The 18191-nt window shown below is 42.3% G+C and carries 13 protein-coding genes; 5 read left to right on the forward strand and 8 right to left on the reverse strand.

Annotation, left to right across the window (positions count from 1 at the left end):
- Positions 1–117 precede the first annotated feature (117 nt).
- The 3 genes from tnpA to guaB all read right to left on the reverse strand — a co-directional run bounded on the left by tnpA (position 118) and on the right by guaB (position 3925).
- On the reverse strand, positions 118–573 hold the full coding sequence (tnpA, locus tag ACE1SE_RS10785; protein ID WP_099118097.1) for an IS200/IS605 family transposase: 456 nt from the start codon (positions 571–573) through the stop codon (positions 118–120).
- A 227-nt stretch (positions 574–800) separates the two neighbouring features.
- Positions 801–2378 (reverse strand): glutamine-hydrolyzing GMP synthase, encoded by a 1578-nt coding sequence (gene guaA / locus ACE1SE_RS10790; protein ID WP_374050895.1) that lies wholly within the window; start codon positions 2376–2378, stop codon positions 801–803.
- Positions 2379–2458: 80 nt separating this feature from the next.
- Complete coding sequence (guaB, locus tag ACE1SE_RS10795; protein ID WP_374050896.1) at positions 2459–3925, reverse strand: IMP dehydrogenase; 1467 nt, start codon at positions 3923–3925, stop codon at positions 2459–2461.
- Positions 3926–4098: 173 nt separating this feature from the next.
- Between guaB and xseA the strand changes: the two genes are divergently transcribed.
- Positions 4099–5466 (forward strand): exodeoxyribonuclease VII large subunit, encoded by a 1368-nt coding sequence (xseA, locus tag ACE1SE_RS10800; protein WP_374050897.1) that lies wholly within the window; start codon positions 4099–4101, stop codon positions 5464–5466.
- A gap of 57 nt (positions 5467–5523) precedes the next feature.
- Here xseA and ACE1SE_RS10805 read toward each other — a convergent pair whose 3' ends face one another.
- The 5 genes from ACE1SE_RS10805 to maeB all read right to left on the reverse strand — a co-directional run bounded on the left by ACE1SE_RS10805 (position 5524) and on the right by maeB (position 14426).
- Complete coding sequence (locus ACE1SE_RS10805; RefSeq protein ID WP_374050898.1) at positions 5524–7791, reverse strand: TonB-dependent receptor domain-containing protein; 2268 nt, start codon at positions 7789–7791, stop codon at positions 5524–5526.
- Between the two features lie 126 nt (positions 7792–7917).
- The gene (locus ACE1SE_RS10810; protein WP_374050899.1) at positions 7918–10044 is read right to left on the reverse strand and encodes a S9 family peptidase; all 2127 of its coding nucleotides are present in this window, start codon (positions 10042–10044) and stop codon (positions 7918–7920) included.
- A gap of 126 nt (positions 10045–10170) precedes the next feature.
- Positions 10171–10974, reverse strand: coding sequence for an energy transducer TonB family protein (locus ACE1SE_RS10815; protein WP_374050900.1), 804 nt, complete (start codon positions 10972–10974; stop codon positions 10171–10173).
- A 112-nt stretch (positions 10975–11086) separates the two neighbouring features.
- Positions 11087–12004, reverse strand: a complete 918-nt coding sequence (locus ACE1SE_RS10820) for a ChaN family lipoprotein (RefSeq protein WP_374050901.1) — start codon at positions 12002–12004, stop codon at positions 11087–11089.
- Positions 12005–12146: 142 nt separating this feature from the next.
- Positions 12147–14426 (reverse strand): NADP-dependent oxaloacetate-decarboxylating malate dehydrogenase, encoded by a 2280-nt coding sequence (gene maeB, locus ACE1SE_RS10825; RefSeq protein WP_374053649.1) that lies wholly within the window; start codon positions 14424–14426, stop codon positions 12147–12149.
- 543 nt (positions 14427–14969) lie between these two features.
- Between maeB and ACE1SE_RS10830 the strand changes: the two genes are divergently transcribed.
- From ACE1SE_RS10830 to ACE1SE_RS10845, 4 genes are all read left to right on the forward strand, one after another.
- Positions 14970–15605, forward strand: a complete 636-nt coding sequence (locus tag ACE1SE_RS10830; protein ID WP_374050902.1) for a response regulator — start codon at positions 14970–14972, stop codon at positions 15603–15605.
- A gap of 317 nt (positions 15606–15922) precedes the next feature.
- The gene (locus tag ACE1SE_RS10835) at positions 15923–16345 is read left to right on the forward strand and encodes an ArsC family reductase (RefSeq protein ID WP_374053650.1); all 423 of its coding nucleotides are present in this window, start codon (positions 15923–15925) and stop codon (positions 16343–16345) included.
- A gap of 14 nt (positions 16346–16359) precedes the next feature.
- On the forward strand, positions 16360–17487 hold the full coding sequence (gene dapE, locus ACE1SE_RS10840; RefSeq protein ID WP_374050903.1) for a succinyl-diaminopimelate desuccinylase: 1128 nt from the start codon (positions 16360–16362) through the stop codon (positions 17485–17487).
- Complete coding sequence (locus ACE1SE_RS10845) at positions 17484–18152, forward strand: M15 family metallopeptidase (protein ID WP_374050904.1); 669 nt, start codon at positions 17484–17486, stop codon at positions 18150–18152. Before dapE ends, ACE1SE_RS10845 begins: the two co-directional genes overlap by 4 nt.
- Positions 18153–18191: the final 39 nt, after the last annotated feature.

The following is an 18191-nucleotide window of genomic DNA, read 5'->3' on the forward strand; positions in this document are numbered from 1 at the left end:
ATCATAACCACCCGTATAACGGGTGGTTTGCTCTTGCCCTATAAGGGCTTGTTACCGACTGCGCCTAAATGACGCTGCTTTCTCTTCGTTCAAGCTAAGTGTCTTTGCTGCTTTGGCCTACCCCTTGAAGGGGTCTACATGCTCTTTACTACTCAATTTATCCGAGATTAAATCCGACTTTTCTTGCTCTCTGATATACTTTTGAATTGTCGCTTCATTTAGCCCTACCGTACTGACATAGAACCCTTCCGCCCAAAACTTTCTGTTGCCAAATTTATATTTTAAATTGGCGTGTCTATCAAAGATCATCAACGAACTTTTACCCTTCAAATATCCCATAAAGCTTGAAACGCTTAGCTTTGGTGGAATACTCACCAACATATGAACATGATCTGGCATGAGATGACCTTCGATTATTTCCACACCTTTATACTTACAAAGGTCTCTGAGGATCTCTCCCACACTTGAACGAATATTATTAAAAATCACTTTCCGTCTATATTTCGGCGAAAAGACGATATGGTATTTACACAGCCACTTTGTATGCGCTGAGCTTTGTGCTTTAATGCCCATAAACACCTTTCCTTATTTGAGTTACGAATATTAGCTTGAACATCTATATCGTAACGGAAAGGTGTTTTTCTTGGTATAACCTTTGAACTCCACCCGCAAAGCGGGTGGTTTTATGTTTAAGACGCTAACGCGATTTAAACTGGCTAAAGCCATAAATAAAAAAGCCCTGAAATCAGGGCATTAATTAGAATATCTGATGATTTAGTGAGACCAGGGGAAGATTTAAATCATTCCCATTCAATTGTCGCTGGCGGTTTACCGCTGATGTCATAGACCACCCGCGAAATACCATCAACTTCATTAATGATTCTGTTCGAGACACGACCCAGGAAGTCATATGGCAGATGCGCCCAATGAGCGGTCATAAAGTCAATGGTTTCTACCGCACGCAGAGAAACAACCCAGTCGTATTTACGTCCATCACCCATAACACCAACAGAACGAACTGGCAGGAATACGGTAAATGCCTGACTGACTTTATGGTACAGATCCGCTTTATGCAGTTCTTCAATAAAGATAGCATCAGCACGGCGCAGCAAATCACAATATTCTTTCTTCACTTCGCCCAATACGCGAACACCAAGACCTGGACCTGGGAATGGATGACGATACAGCATGTCATATGGCAAGCCCAATTCCAGGCCGATACGGCGCACTTCGTCTTTGAACAACTCTTTCAGCGGTTCAACCAGACCCAGTTTCATATCTTCTGGTAAACCACCAACATTATGGTGAGATTTAATCACATGGGCGTTGCCAGTTGCAGATGCGGCTGACTCGATAACATCTGGATAAATCGTACCCTGTGCCAACCACTTAACCTGAGTCTGTTTCGATGCTTCTTCATCAAACACGTCAATAAATACGTGACCAATGGTCTTGCGTTTAGCTTCTGGCTCATCAATGCCTGCCAGTGCAGACAGGAAGCGGTCTTCCGCTTTAACATGAACGATGTTCAGGTCAAATTTACCTGCAAACATCTCCATCACCTGATCCGCTTCATTCAAACGCAGCAGGCCATTATCGACGAAAACGCAAGTCAGACGCTTACCAATCGCACGGTTTAACAGCAATGCGGTAACTGAGGAATCCACTCCGCCAGACAGAGCCAAAATAACATGATCATCACCAATCTGCGTACGCAGACGTTCTACGATATCATCGATGATCGAAGCAGGCGTCCACAGTGCTTCACATTGACAAATATCCAGAACAAAGCGATTCAGGATATTCAAACCTTGGTGAGTATGGGTTACTTCTGGGTGGAACTGCACGCCATAAAAGCGTTTTTCTTCGTTGGCCATGATAGCAAACGGGCAAGTATCAGTGCTGGCAATGGTTGTAAAGTCAGCAGGGATCGCCGTTACTTTATCACCATGACTCATCCATACATCCAGCAACGGTTTACCCGTTTCACTCAGGGCATCTTGAATATCGCGGAATAGTTCGCAATTATTCTTGATTTCAACCTGCGCATAACCAAATTCACGCTCATCAGAGTTGGAAACTTGACCGCCCAATTGCATAGACATGGTTTGCATACCATAGCAGATACCCAGTACAGGTACGCCTGCATTAAAAACATACTCCGGTGCACGTGGACTATTGTGCTCAGTCGTACTTTCTGGTCCACCAGAAAGGATAATACCATTCGGATTAAATTCACGGATTTGTTCTTCAGTGACATTCCATGTCCAAAGTTCACAATAAACACCGATTTCACGAATACGGCGAGCAATAAGCTGAGTATACTGCGAGCCAAAATCAAGGATAAGAATGCGATGCTGATGGATATTAGTCGTCATTTGAGGCGAATTCCCAAAACAGGTGGCAATAAAAAAATAAAAAAGTCAGTGACCCAATAATGGGCCACTCTAAAATAAGATTACAGACCTAAACGATAGTTTGGTGATTCTTTGGTGATAGTCACGTCATGAACGTGACTTTCTTGAATACCTGCACCACTGATACGAACAAATTCAGCTTTAGTTCTCAGTTCATCAATGGTTGCACAACCGGTCAGCCCCATACAGGAACGCAAACCGCCCATTTGCTGGTGAACGATAGTTTTCAGCAGGCCCTTGTAAGCCACACGACCTTCAATGCCTTCAGGAACCAGTTTGTCAGCCGCATTATCAGATTGGAAGTAACGGTCAGAAGAACCTTTGGACATCGCACCCAAAGAGCCCATGCCGCGATAAGATTTGAACGAACGACCTTGGTAAAGTTCGATTTCACCCGGAGATTCTTCTGTTCCTGCCAGCATGGAGCCAACCATCACACATGATGCACCCGCCGCAATTGCTTTGGCGATGTCACCAGAAAAACGGATACCACCGTCTGCAATAACAGGAATACCTGTGCCATTCAGTGCTTCAACTGCATCTGCAATAGCCGTGATTTGAGGAACACCAACACCAGTAACGATACGGGTTGTACAAATAGAACCAGGACCGATACCCACTTTAACTGCGTTCACACCCGCGTCTACCAGTGCCTTGGCACCTTCACCCGTCGCCACGTTACCGCCGATAATTGGCAGATCAGGATACTTAGCGCGAGTTTCACGAATACGCTGCAACACACCTTCAGAATGACCATGGGAAGAGTCAATAAGCAGTACGTCGACTCCCGCAGCAACCAATGCGTCAATACGTTCTTCGTTGCCAGAACCTGCTCCCACCGCAGCGCCAACACGCAGACGACCTTGCTCGTCTTTACATGCGTTTGGCTTACGCTCTGCTTTCTGGAAATCTTTCACTGTAATCAAGCCAAGCAAGTGGAAGTTATCATCAACAACTAACGCTTTTTCAACACGTTGTTCGTGCATTTTCTGCAAAACAACTTCACGGGCTTCGCCTTCTTTTACCGTCACCAAACGTTCTTTAGGCGTCATCACCGCAGTCACAGGTTGTTCCAGATCAGTAACAAATCGCACATCACGACCAGTAATGATACCTACCAGTTCGTTTTTTCCTGTTACCACTGGGTAACCTGCAAAACCATTACGTTTGGCCAGTTCATGGACTTCGCGCAAGGTCGTTTGTGGCGTGACAGTGACAGGATCAGTTACCACACCACTTTCATGTTTCTTCACGCGGCTGACTTCTTCAGCCTGGCGTTCAATTGACATATTCTTATGAATGAAGCCGATGCCCCCTTCTTGTGCCAGTGCGATTGCCAGTGAAGATTCCGTCACAGTATCCATAGCTGCGGAAAGCATAGGTATGTTCAGGCGAATAGTGGAAGTTAATTGAGTGGACAAATCTGCTGTGTTAGGCAAGACTGTTGAGTGGGCAGGAACCAACAATACATCGTCAAAAGTTAATGCTTCTTTTTTAATTCGTAACATGGGCAATATCTCACCAGGCTATGGAGCAATAAGAGGGATAAAATATTGCCGCGGCATTATACAGGCCGAAATCGGTTGCCTCCAGCATTTTTTGAAAAAAATTCTTGATTAGTAATATGATGGGATTAATATCAATCAATTAAGTCATTGTTTTAAAATTTGATCTAGCTCACATGCCACTACCAATCAATACCGGAATTTTTTCCGTTAGCCGTTTAAACCAGACTGTTCGTCAGTTACTTGAGCTGGAAATGGGCAGAATTTGGTTATCCGCCGAAATATCCAATTTTTCTCAGCCATCGTCAGGGCATTGGTACTTCACGTTAAAAGATGAACGGGCACAAGTTCGTGCTGCCATGTTTCGCAGTCACAATCTGAAGGCAACGTTTCGTCCACAAAATGGTCAGCAGGTATTGGTTCGGGCACAAATCACCTTGTATGAGCCCAGGGGTGACTATCAACTGATTATAGAAAGTATCCAACCTGCCGGAGAGGGTTTGCTTCAACAACAGTTTGAAATATTAAAGCAAAAGCTTTCCACTGAAGGCTTGTTTGATCAAATTCATAAAAAACCTCTGCCCTCTCCAGCCAAACGACTCGGTGTCATCACTTCCACCAGTGGCGCAGCGCTGCATGATATTCTGCATATCCTGAAACGTCGTGATCCTTCCTTGCCAATTATCATTTATCCCACATCTGTTCAGGGAGCCGATGCGCCATTACAGATTATTCGGGCAATCGAACTGGCAAATGCGCGACAAGAGTGCGACGTTTTGATTGTCGGACGTGGTGGAGGATCTTTGGAAGATTTGTGGTGTTTCAATGATGAACAAGTGGCACGGGCAATATTCCAAAGCCATATTCCCATTGTTAGTGCTGTCGGCCATGAAACCGATGTCACCATTGCGGATTTTGTCGCTGATTTACGCGCACCGACGCCTTCTGCGGCAGCAGAGTTGGTTAGCCGCAATCAAACAGAGTTATTACGACAAATACAATCCCTGCAACAACGCCTGCAAATGGCATTGGATTATTTCTTTGCTCAGAAACAACAGGGATTTAATGTATTGCAGCACCGCCTCCAACAGCAACGTCCTGATTTGCAATTGGCGCGTCAGCAGAATCATTTAACTGAGTTACGGCAAAAGTTAATTGATAGTTTTTTACGTTACCTAAAACAGCGCTCAGTTTCATATGAGAAGCTGGATCAGCGATTGTTGCAAATCCATCCTGAGCGGGAAATTCAGCGTTATAACCAATCTATCCAGCAATTTGACTTTCGTTTGAGGCAAGCCATTGAACGACAATTAGGGCGTTATCGGGAAAAATTTGCCATTTCCTGTTCGCGCATGGAGGCTGTTAGTCCACTGGCAACGTTGAGTCGTGGTTATAGTATTAGCGAAGCTCCTGATGGAAAGTTGTTAAGGCAGGTTAAGCAAGTAAAAGCAGGTGATATGCTTAAAACACGGTTGCAGGATGGCTGGGTTGAAAGTCAGGTAACACAGGTTACAAAAGTCAATAAGAGAAAGAAATTAAAATAGATTTAATAAGATAGCGGTGAATTTTCTCACCGCTGTTGTTATACGGCTATTAGGGAATTAGAAGCGAATTTCTGCTCCCATGACGTAAGTTCTGCCACGGGCCGTTTGAGTTTTAGCATCTTGATCCGCCATCATCGGTGACGTATTCATACGGTTTAGCGCCTCAGAATAGCTTCGGTTAGTTAGATTCTGCACAGAGAATTTAATCAATAAATTTTTATTAATCTGATAATCGCTATACAGATCAATGATTGTTGGAATTTTATCTGATTTCTCCATTACGAGTTTATTATCTTCATCTCGTTCATCTTTAGGACTCTCCTGATAAGATTGCCCTGTATATTTTATAATAGTTCCTATCCGAAGTTTTTCATCCAAGAAACGAACACCTGTATCTAATGTCAAATAGCGTTCTGGTAATTGAGATGCCGGACTTGCTCCCATATAATGTGTCGCTAATGATGTCGGTTGCTGTGTTTTCTGTTGGCTATATGCCAATGAACTATAGAACATACCCGCATCATAATTAGCAGAAATCTCATAACCTTTCATAGTTACTGGTTTCAGGCTATTGGTATAGATATAAGCACTAACATTTGGGTTAAGTGAATCTTCCTCTTCATTGGTCAAATGTCCATCAAGCTTACACAATTTCTTTCCAGTACAAAGCATATACTGATCACTACTAATGTAATTTTTAATTTTGGTATGGAATGACGTTGCTTTTAAGCGAAATGTATCCCCATCTACAATCAAATTCGGACGATAGCTATTAAATCCAATTTGATAGGTATCCGCTTTTTCTCCTTTCAGGAATGGATTAATAGAAGTACCACCGTCATTGGAATGAAAAATTTCCTGAGCATTTGGTGCTCGCATTGAATGAGTATAACTTACAAACGGTTGAAACTCAGGAATAATTTCTGCTGATAACAAGATATTTGGATTAAATCCACGTTCTTTTAGGTTTAATTGTGCCTCTCCTTGTGGGAAACACTCTACGCGGTTTTCACAGGCTGGTTTAAATCCTTTGACGCTATAGTCCAGATAATTTAATCCCAGATTGGCGGTATAAATACCACGTTCAATTTTTAACCCACCATAAATGCTGGCAATATCTTGCTTACCACTTGGAGAAAATCCGTTGTTTTCCTGTATTTGAGCTTCTGTTTTTTCATTCCCCGAATTTGTATCTATTTTCTTACGGTATTCAGTTCTCACCCATTTGCTGCCAAGAGTGAACGCAAAATCAGTACCTCCATAATTGAATCGGCTGGTATTACTGACATTGATAGAATCGGATTGACTGTTTGCTTCACTCTTACCCAATACGCCTATCGAACGATTTTGAAAACGCTGTTGACCATTGCTGGTACTCAGCATGATTTTGGTATCAACCAATTCAGTAAATGGCGTATAGTGATACTTCAAATAATAATCATGATTATCAACATGACGTTTATTAAATTTATTTTGGTAAAGGCGACCGCTTAATTCCAAATCATGAAAATCATTGGGTTTAATATTAAGTTTTATCAATTGAGAATTTGGCTTTTGTTTAAATGTCTTTCTGGTACCAAACTCTTCACTACTGATACCATCCGCATTTCTATAATGAGCTTCAATATTATGCCCGCTGACAGCGAATAAGGCGCCTAAATAACCTTCCGAACTGAATGCCTGTGTTTTTCCTGCAAAAGCCATCATACCACTTCGGCCGATGCCATTGTTACCATATGTCCATTTAGTCCGAACTCCCAGATTATTACCTTCGAATATGACATCATCAATACCAATGGTACGGAAATTAGCACTTCCAACTAAGGCATTAATAGAGTCAGCGTCATCAGCTTGCCCGCGGGCAATATCAACCCGAACAATAAAATTGGGATCAACTAATGCTCCAAACTGACTATAAGGTTGTGCACCATGTGAAAATTCACTTGGTGCCGTACCATAAAAAGTCTGGCTGACACCATCCACCATCATATTAACGCGGCCGAAGCCACTTAAGCCACGGATATTAACACTCACGATCCCTTGCCCCTGACTTGCATCCATCTGAGTATAAGTGCCTGGCAAGCTACGCAATACGCTATCCACGGACTCCAATTTATTATCTTCCCCCACAGAACTATAAGCCCCTGGTTTTTCCATGGCCTCAATCTGAGGAGAATTATGATTATCCTGAGAGCCTGAAACTTTCAGGCTGCTGAATCGTATGACTTTCTCTTTTTTATCATCATTGCCATTTTCAGCGTAAGCGATGCCCTGGAGTCCAATCAGCATTGCGCTGGCTCCAGCTATTTTTGCCACAGTTTTCATTAATATATTACCCTAATATTGAAGAATATTTATTACCGCTCACATTGCTTCACAAATTTGTGCAATAAAACACCTAAGACGCTGATAAAATTATCAGCATCCTGGGTAATCATTAGCTATTTTTTATTAATCTTTTAATTCTGGAAAATAGGTTTTAGCGTCATCTAACATTAATAAGAAACTATAATCAAAGGCAATGTCATTCAGGCGATTAAAACGCCCTGGTTTTCCACCATGCCCCGTATCCATATTAGTCTCTAACAATAACAGACTGTCGCCCTGTTTCATTTCCCTTAATTTCGCTACCCATTTTGCTGGCTCCCAATATTGCACTTGGGAATCATGCAAACCTGTCGTCACTAACAAATGAGGATAACGTTGATATTGAATATTGTCATAAGGGCTATAGGATTTAATACGGAAGTAATCTTCTTTATTATTTGGATTACCCCACTCCTCATATTCACCCGTGGTTAATGGAATAGAAGGATCAAGCATAGTTGTCAAGACATCCACAAAAGGCACTTTTGCAATCACACCACGGTATAATTCTGGCGCCTGATTAATGACCGTACCCATTAATAAACCACCCGCGCTGCCACCTTCAGCATAAACGCGCTTGCTATTACCATACCCATCTGCAATCAAGGTCTTGGTCGCATCAATAAAATCGTGGAAACTGTTTATCTTATTTTTGAGTTTACCCTGCAAGTACCAATTTTTGCCCAAATCACCACCACCACGGACATGCACCAAGGCATAGACAAAACCACGATCCAGCAAACTCAGTAAGGCAGAACTAAAATAAGGGTCCATACTGATGCCGTAAGAACCATAACCATAAATCAGGATCGGGTTCTCACCCTTTTTGAACAAAGATTTGTGGTATACCAGAGAAACAGGGACTTCCACGCCATCACGAGCTTTTACCCAGATGCGCTGGCTTTCATAATTTTCTTTGTTGAATCCTTTTACTGCCTGTTGCTTCAATAACTCACTCTCACCTGTTTGCATATTCCACTGGAATACTGAACTTGGTGTGGTCATCGATGAATAGCTATAGCGCAAGAAATGGGTATCGGGCTCTGGGTTGTAACCCAATGATGCCATATATGCCGGATCATCGAATTGAACCCGTTTTTCCTGCTGGGTTTTCCAATCAATCTGGCGGATTGACGACAATCCTTTCGTACGCTCCTGTACAACCAACCAGTCGTTGAACAGAGCAAAATTTTCCAGATCGGTATTTTCCTGTGGAGCAATCACGGTTTCCCAGAGTTTATTAATGGCATCTGTCCGATATAGGCCAAATAATGGGTTTTCGTGATTAGAGCGGATATAGAATTGCCCACGGAAATGGTCTAAATCATATTCACGTTCAGCTTGACGAGCAGAAAAAACCTGCGGCTCTGATTGTGGATTGTTAGCATCAATCAATCGATATTCTGAACTCGTGTAACTGGTACTCGAAATCAAAATATAATCAAGTGAAGTACTCTCTGAAATCGACAGATAGAAGCGTTCATCTTCCTCTTGATAGATCTTTTTATCTTGTTGGCTATCAGTGCCATATTGGTGACGGAATAACTGATAAGGCAGCAACGTTTGTGGAGCTCTGCGCACATAAAACAGCATCTCGCCATCATTTGCCCACACAATGTTGCCAGAAGTATTCTCTATGACATTATTTTGCCAATCGGCATCACTAAAATTTTTAAACGAGATTTTGTAGTTACGGCGCCCTTGGGTATCCTCTGCCACTGCAATGCGCTTATTATCCAATGAAACCGCAAAGCCACCAAGTTGATAAAACTTATAGCCTTTTGCCCGTTCATTACCATCAACCATGACCTGCCAATCGGTTGAATTATCGACTGGCTTGCGCTGGTAGATTGGAAAATCTTTCCCTGCCTCATAAACAGTACGATAAATATACCCATTATAGGTATAAGGAACAGACTGATCCTCTTTGCTCATTCTATCAGCCATTTCTTTATAGAGGGTTTCGCGCAATTCCTGACCTGATTTCAGCATCTGCTCGGCGTATTGATTCTCAGCCGTTAAGTAATTAATGACGTTTTTATCCTGACGGTTGTCATCACGCAACCAATAATAGTTATCAGCACGCACATCCCCGTGGAGTTCCATTTTATGCGGCTGTTTTACGGCCATAGGTGGCACCATATTTTCCTCCATTGCAGTCGTAGCAAAACTGTGACTCAATAAACTACCACTGAGCAACAAGCCAAGCATTACTCTTTTACCACGTATGACCCTACTGCATATCCTATTACTGCAAACTATTTTTCTTTTATTCGACCTTTTCGTATCTGATGAAAACGCCGCCTTATGCTGTGACATGCCATCAATCCTGTATTTTTATTGAGATAAATAAAAATCTATCGGCAGTTCAACCGTAACACTGCCATTAGTTAAAACGACTTCAGGTGGCTTAGGCAAAGGCTGTGCCCTTTCCAACACCATCCTTGCTTCCCTGTCCAGTGAGTTAGTTCCTGAACGTCGCGTTAGTTCACTGTTAATTACGACACCCAATGGGTTAACCGTAAATTTCACCATCGGACGCCCTGTTCGTCTTCTTCTCTGGGCATCTTCTGGATATTTTTTATAGCGGTTTAAGTGTCCGGCTACCTCTGCCTGCCAAACGGCTTTGGCATCGACAATGGCATCAGAATTGCTTTCATAGGAGGCAGCGGTACGAGCAGTCACATTGTCGGCCGTCGCATTACTGGTCGTTGGCGCGGCACTACTTTGGAATTTTTCACTTTCTTGCTCTTTTGCTTTCACTCGTTTAACAGGCTGAGTTTTCTTCGGTGCATCTTGTTCTTTCTTTTTTTTCTTCTGCTTATCCACCAAAAGCAGGGCATTTTCATTTACATCCAATTTTGGCATGTTAATTTCGTCAACTTTGCTCTCCTGTTGCTGACTGGCAACAGAAAGCTGCTGTTCAATGCCAATGGGTTGTTTTTGTATTTTTTGTAGCGCTTCTGTCTGGGTTGACAGTTCCACCATCACCGCCGGCGGAGGAAGAAGCTCCTCAAGATCCACATCCTTTGGTTTGTAGACCAGCCATCCTACGAACAAGGCATGAAGCGTGATCGCAGCGAGAAAGGATTTTGTCACATGACCAGAGTGAGCATTTTGATACGTGGTATACGTCAACATCTCTTATAGCACATTATGTCAATAATAAATGGAGATGAATGATAATCAATTCAATATATAAATGAAAACTATTTTTATTTGTTAATTAGTCACTTCCTTGTGATACTTACTATTATTTAGTTATATTTTCGCTCACTTTGGGTGTAAACCAGACAAAATCAGCATATTCGCTATTTAACGAAACGCCCTCTTCCGCAATGACAAAGACGGCTATTTTTTCATTTGGCGCTATTTTTTTGACATGCTGAGGAACCCCCATGGCTTTTACCGCGTGATATCCTCCGGCAAACAGTAAGGCTGGTAATGGAGCCTTAATCAATTGCTCTGCCATCCGTTGATCCCGCATTTGCTGAATCTTAGTCATGCCAGAAAGAAGTTGTGGCTCTATATTTCCGCCATGAGAATTTTTAATTGTGGCTTCAATCAGTTTTTTGACCTCATCAGAAACCAGAGAATTTTTATCTTCAATACTGTAATTTTTATACGCTTGTTCAATTTCGCTGCGATCCAAATTTGCTGCCAACAGAGGATAAGGTGCTCTCATCAGTTCCATAACCAAATCACCATACCATTCCCACGGCCAGCCCTGTTGCCACGCCAATAAATTCTGAATCCGCTCTTCCCTGACGATCGGGTTACCTTGCAACCAGCTTTTCACCTTATTCACTTTTTCTTGCTGGTCTGGGTTAATCATTTCCAGTAATACGGAACCCTGGGGACGCTTTTGTCCAAGTTGTTGAACTAACCATAACTCGATTTGGTGATGGTAAGGATTGTCATGTTTTTCACCAACAATAACACGAGGGTAATTGGTCAATTGCTCCAGCAATTGATCTGGCGTTATCGCTTTTCCTGTTGTCATATCAAGCACCGCACCAGATCGCATCAACTCGTCAGGGAGAGTTTGCAGCGCTGCCTGAGCGCTATTTTGCGCGTTGTTCAGAGTTGCAGTACAACCAGCAAGAAAACAACCACCAAACAGGAGGGAACAGGTTAAAAAAGTCGATTTTATACGGGTAGATGTTTGCATAACTGTGAGTCAGTAAAAGAAAAATTGCCCGCATATTATAGATAATGAGAATTATTTACAAATCAAAAACCCTGCCAGACATAAGCCTGACAGGGTAATTCATCGATTTATCCCAAATCATGGTTAGAATGGGAAGTTATTTTTATAGTGGATCTGTTTGTGCTTCAACAGCCGCCAACGCCACCATATTCACGATACGACGTACAGAAGCAATCGGTGTCAGTATATGAACAGGCTTCGCAACTCCCATCAAAACAGGGCCAACAGTTACACCCTCTGAACTGGTCACACGCAGCAAGTTATAGCTGATACGCGCCGCTTCCATATTCGGCATAATTAACAGGTTTGCTGAGCCTTTCAACGGACTGTCCGGCATGATATCGCGACGGATACTTTCCACCAGCGCAGCATCACCGTGCATTTCACCATCAATTTCAAGCGATGGTGCCATTTGCTGAACCAATGCCAATGTCTTACGCATTTTTTGCGCAGAATCACAATCAGAAGAGCCGAAACTTGAGCGTGACAGCAAGGCTACTTTAGGCTCAATACCAAAACAGCGAACAGTTTCAGCCGCCATCAGCGTGATTTCTGCCAACTCTTCTGGGCTTGGATCTTCATTAACATAAGTATCGGCAATGAACGTATTTCCCGTCGGTAACATCAAAGCGTTCATGGCACCTGCGGTATGCACTCCCTGGCGGAAACCAAAGACATCTTTCACGACCTGATAATGTTCACTGTAGCTACCAACAGTGCCACAAATCAGGCCATCCGCTTCGCCACGGTGTACCATGATTGTACCTATCAGCGTTGGATTACCAATCACTGCCCGACGTGCTTGCTCTTGCGAAACACCACGGCGTTTCATCATTTGATAATATTCTTGCCAATATTCTTTGAAACGTGGATCATTTTCATTGTTCACCACTTCAAAATCTTTACCCGCTTCAATGTGTAATCCCTGCTTTTTAATCCGCATTTCAATGACGCCAGGGCGACCAATCAGGACAGGGAATGCCAGCCCAAGGGAGACAAGTTCTTGTGTCGCATGCAGTACACGAACATCTTCCCCTTCTGCCAATACAATCCGTTTCTTCTCTTTTTTGGCTTGGGAAAAGATTGGTTTCATGAATAAGTTGGTCTTATAGACAAACTCATTGAGTTTCTCAATATATGCCCCGAAATCGGTAATAGGTCGGGTTGCTACACCTGATTCCATCGCCGCTTTCGCTACTGCCGGTGCAATTTTTACAATCAAGCGAGGATCAAACGGTTTTGGGATGATGTAATCGGGGCCAAAGAACAGGTCTTGATCGCCATAGGCAGAAGCAACTTCCTGACTTTGCTCAGCCAGCGCAAGATCAGCAATGGCATGCACACAGGCAAGTTTCATTTCTTCATTGATGGTCGTGGCCCCGACATCCAATGCGCCACGGAAAATAAACGGGAAGCAAAGAACGTTATTCACCTGATTAGGGAAATCAGAGCGACCAGTACAAATAATTGCATCAGGACGTACTGCTTTTGCCAATGGTGGCAAAATCTCTGGCTCTGGATTGGCTAATGCCATAATGAGCGGATTTTTTGCCATGGTTTTTACCATGTCTTGTGTCAATACGCCTGGCCCAGAACAACCAAGGAAAATATCAGCATCAGGGATCACATCTGCCAATGTACGGCTGCCATTATCCTCAATAGCATAATCCGCCTTGGTCTTTTCCATGTTCTCTTCGCGGCCACGATAAATAACCCCTTTTGAGTCACAGACGACAATATTTTCACGTTTCAAACCCAGTGCTACCAGCAGGTTCATACAAGCAATTGAGGCAGCACCAGCCCCCGATACCACCATGCGCACTTTGCTAATGTCTTTATTAACTACCCGCAATCCATTCAGCACGGCTGCGGTACAGATAATGGCTGTACCATGTTGATCATCATGGAATACAGGAATTTTCATACGCTCACGGAGTTTCTGCTCAATGTAAAAACATTCCGGTGCTTTAATATCTTCAAGATTGATACCACCAAAAGTGGGTTCCAGCGCTGCGATAATATCAATCAATTTATCAGGATTAGATTCATCCACTTCGATGTCAAAAACATCAATACCCGAGAATTTCTTAAATAAAACACCCTTCCCTTCCATAACGGGTTTGCCGGCTAATGCACCGATATTACCCAGCCCTAAAACAGCGCTGCCGTTAGAGATAACCGCAACAAGATTGCCACGTGCAGTATATTTATAAGCCGCCAAAGGATCTTTTGCTATTTCAAGACAAGGTGCAGCAACACCCGGTGAATATGCCAATGCCAAATCACGTTGCGTTGCCAGGGGTTTGGTTGGTGTAACCGTAATTTTTCCAGGTTGTGGGAACTCATGAAAATCAAGAGCGCTTTGTTTTAATTTTTCATCCATCATCAGATCCTTTACGCGTCATGTCTTAGTGAAAACCGTTTCAGTATAATAGTTACGGAAGGTTAAATCATGATGTCAGCAGCATTTTGTTCATAATCTTTAAAATCAAGGTGCAAAAAACAAACAAATGATGACTTTACGTTAATCAATATTATATAGATATTATCTTAATGATACCCACATGGGGGTATTTCATCTCAAATTAATAACCTGATAAATTAATTAAAGATGGATTTTAAAATTAACATTTAAAATAAGTTTACAAAAACAAAATTTAATCTATAAAATATTCATTCAAATTTATTTGGAAAATTATTAGCAATTAAGGAAACACATTTTCTTATGAAAGTGAATTTCATTTCATCTGAGTGGTTAAACCTGTTTGCGCCATTTTTATTTTTATATCAGGATATATTTCCAGAATCTCATTAATGATGATTCAATATACTCCATAAAAATCACACAGCGATTTAACATAAAGCAGAAACCTGTCTTTTATGTTTTATTAAACATAAATCTGCATTTCTATATGGGAGAAAGAATATGCATAATCATTCCGTCATGATAGTTGATGATCATCCTATCATTCGTCACGGCTTAAAAGGGTTGATTGAATTAGAACGAGAACTCATTGTAACTGCCGAAACTGGCAATGGCGAAGACGCAATTAATATCGCTTGCCAAATAAAGCCTGACATTATTCTGATAGATTTGAAAATCAATGGTCTTTCAGGGATTGATACGATTAAATCTCTCCGCCGCAAAGGGCTTGATTCCTATATCCTGGTACTTTCCGATTCGGATCACAGAAGTGATATTTACGATGCAGTTGATGCCGGCGCGAATGGTTATTTATTAAAAGATATCGAGCTTACCCCTCTATTGAACAACATAAAAAAAGCCATAGATGGTCATGCGGTGTTCAGTGAAAAAGTCCATCAATATTTATCCACTCGCCATCTTTATGTTGATCCGTTATCAAAATTAACCAAACGTGAGTTAGATGTTTTAAAAGAAATTGCAGAAGGAATGACAAATAAAGAAATTGCTGATTTTCTTTTTATTTCAGAAGAAACGGTGAAAGTTCACACCCGTAACTTATTGAAAAAACTTAAATCACGTTCCCGTCTAGAAGCCACCATCATCTATCTAAAACACAGAAAAACAGAGTTCATTTAACATTGGTTTGTTGCTTAACGCCCTCAATACGAAACACAATTTCCCCCATTTTTACCGATGGGGAAATTGTGGGTTATCAAGAATTATAAATTAGTTAGGAATAAATTAATTTTACATATAATAAATAAGGATATTATCTATAAATTTATTACTTGAAATGAAGATAATCTGTTTTGTCGATAATTTAAACACCCGTAACTTCAATGCCAGAAAAAAGCAGACAGAAAATATGCGCAAAAATGCGTTATCTGGATAAAATAGCCAATTTCCCGCATTATGTCGGATATGTTGAACAAGACAAAACCAAGGCACTCATCATGTCAAATACCACTTTTCATCCAGATATCCTTTCTCACAAAATATCCGTTCTCTACGGTATCAAAAACTGCGATACCATAAAAAAAGCGCGTCGTTGGTTAGACGATCAAGAAATACCTTATCAATTCCATGATTATCGGGTTGATGGCCTATCCCCTGAGCTACTTCAATCATTAATTGAGCAAGTTGGCTGGGAATCGCTCCTGAATACCCGTGGCACAACGTGGCGCAAATTACCCGACGAGCAAAAAGCCGCTATTGACAATGCAGACGCAGCCAAGGCACTCATGCTGGAGCAGCCTTCAATCATAAAACGCCCTCTATTGGTCTCAGGTTTAGCAAGTTCAAAAAGCGAGGGAACAGAAAAGTATTTACTCGGTTTCAAGGCAGAACAATATCAACAATTTTTCTCGCATGACTAGATGAGGAGAGCATTATGACTTGTCCGGTAATTGACCTTGCTCAGCAGTTAATCAAACGTCCTTCTGTCAGCCCAGATGATCAAGGTTGTCAGGAACTGCTTATCCAGCGTCTGCAAGACATTGGTTTCACAATAGAACGAATGCCTTTTGGCGATACCGAGAATTTCTGGGCTTATCGTGGAACCGGAGTCACTTTTGCCCTTGCTGGGCACACCGATGTCGTTCCTGCCGGTGATATATCACAATGGCAAACTCCACCTTTCGAACCCTCTATTCGTGACGGAATGCTGTATGGCCGTGGTGCCGCAGATATGAAAGGCTCTCTGGCAGCAATGGTTGTTGCCGCTGAACGTTTTGTCGCAGAAAATCCTGAGCACAAAGGCCGTCTGGCTTTTCTGATCACCTCCGACGAAGAGGCCAAAGCCTCCAATGGCACAGTTAAGGTGGTTGAAGAATTAATGTCCCGCCATGAACGTTTGGAGTATTGCCTGGTGGGAGAGCCATCTAGCCAGAAATGCCTTGGGGATATGATCAAAAACGGACGACGGGGATCGCTAACTGCCAGCTTAACTATCTTTGGTACCCAAGGACATGTTGCTTATCCACAGTTGGCAGATAATCCTATCCATCGTTCAATACCTTTTCTGCAAGAACTCGTCAATACTCAGTGGGATAACGGCAATGAGTTTTTCCCAGCCACAAGTATGCAAATCGCCAATATTCAGGCGGGAACCGGCAGTAATAACATTATCCCGGGTAAATTGTGGGTGCAGTTTAATTTCCGTTTCAGCACTGAACTGACAGATAGCGAGATCCGCCAACAGGTTGAAGATATGCTGAAAAAGCATCATCTAAAATATGAGATTGACTGGTGGTTATCAGGCCAGCCTTTCCTCACCTGCAAAGGGGCTCTTGTTGATACTGTAGTTGAATCCATTGAGCACTATTGTGGGTATAAACCAGAGCTATCAACCAGTGGCGGTACATCAGATGGCCGTTTTATTGCCAGAATGGGAGCTCAGGTCGTGGAGCTGGGGCCAATTAATGCCACCATCCATAAAACCAATGAATGTGTCAAGGTAACTGATTTACAAGAATTGAGCCTGATTTATCAACGTATCATGGAGCAATTAATCAAATGATGACACCTGAAGCTTTGACCGGCTTGTCCACTGATCACCTGATCACTCTTACCGGCAATCACCGTTTGCAGTTTAATGCCACCAAAGCGTTTCTTGCCATGCAGAAAGAAGCTGCCAAAGCAGGTTTTAAGCTACAACCAGCCAGTTCATTCCGCGATTTCACCCGTCAACAAATTATCTGGAATGAGAAATTCCGTGGTCAGCGTCCAGTATTAGATGATAATAGCCAGCCTCTTGATATCTCGAAAATGGATGAAGGGGAACTTTGTGAAGCTATTCTCCGCTGGTCAGCTCTGCCAGGAGCAAGCCGTCATCATTGGGGTACGGAGCTGGATATTTATGATCCCTTTCTGCTACCAGAAGGTAAAAAATTGCAGCTAGAGCCGTGGGAGTATGAAAACGGTGGGTATTTTGAGCCATTAACTCATTGGCTGACAGAAAACATGTCTCACTACGATTTCTACCGTCCCTTTACACGCTACGATGCAGGTGTAGCTTATGAACCGTGGCATATCAGCTATTGGCCATTATCTCATCAAGCTGAGAATTTATTCGATGAACAAGTTCTATTGAGTGCCTGGGAAGATCGTGATATTGCCGGCATAAACTGGTTAAAAACCAATCTATCCTATATATTTGAAAAATACATTAGGATAATAGATTAAGAAAACGGTAAATCAGGTAAATATACAGATCAGCAAAAT

Source organism: Xenorhabdus taiwanensis (assembly GCF_036512875.1).
In the GTDB taxonomy this organism is placed as follows: domain Bacteria; phylum Pseudomonadota; class Gammaproteobacteria; order Enterobacterales; family Enterobacteriaceae; genus Xenorhabdus; species Xenorhabdus taiwanensis.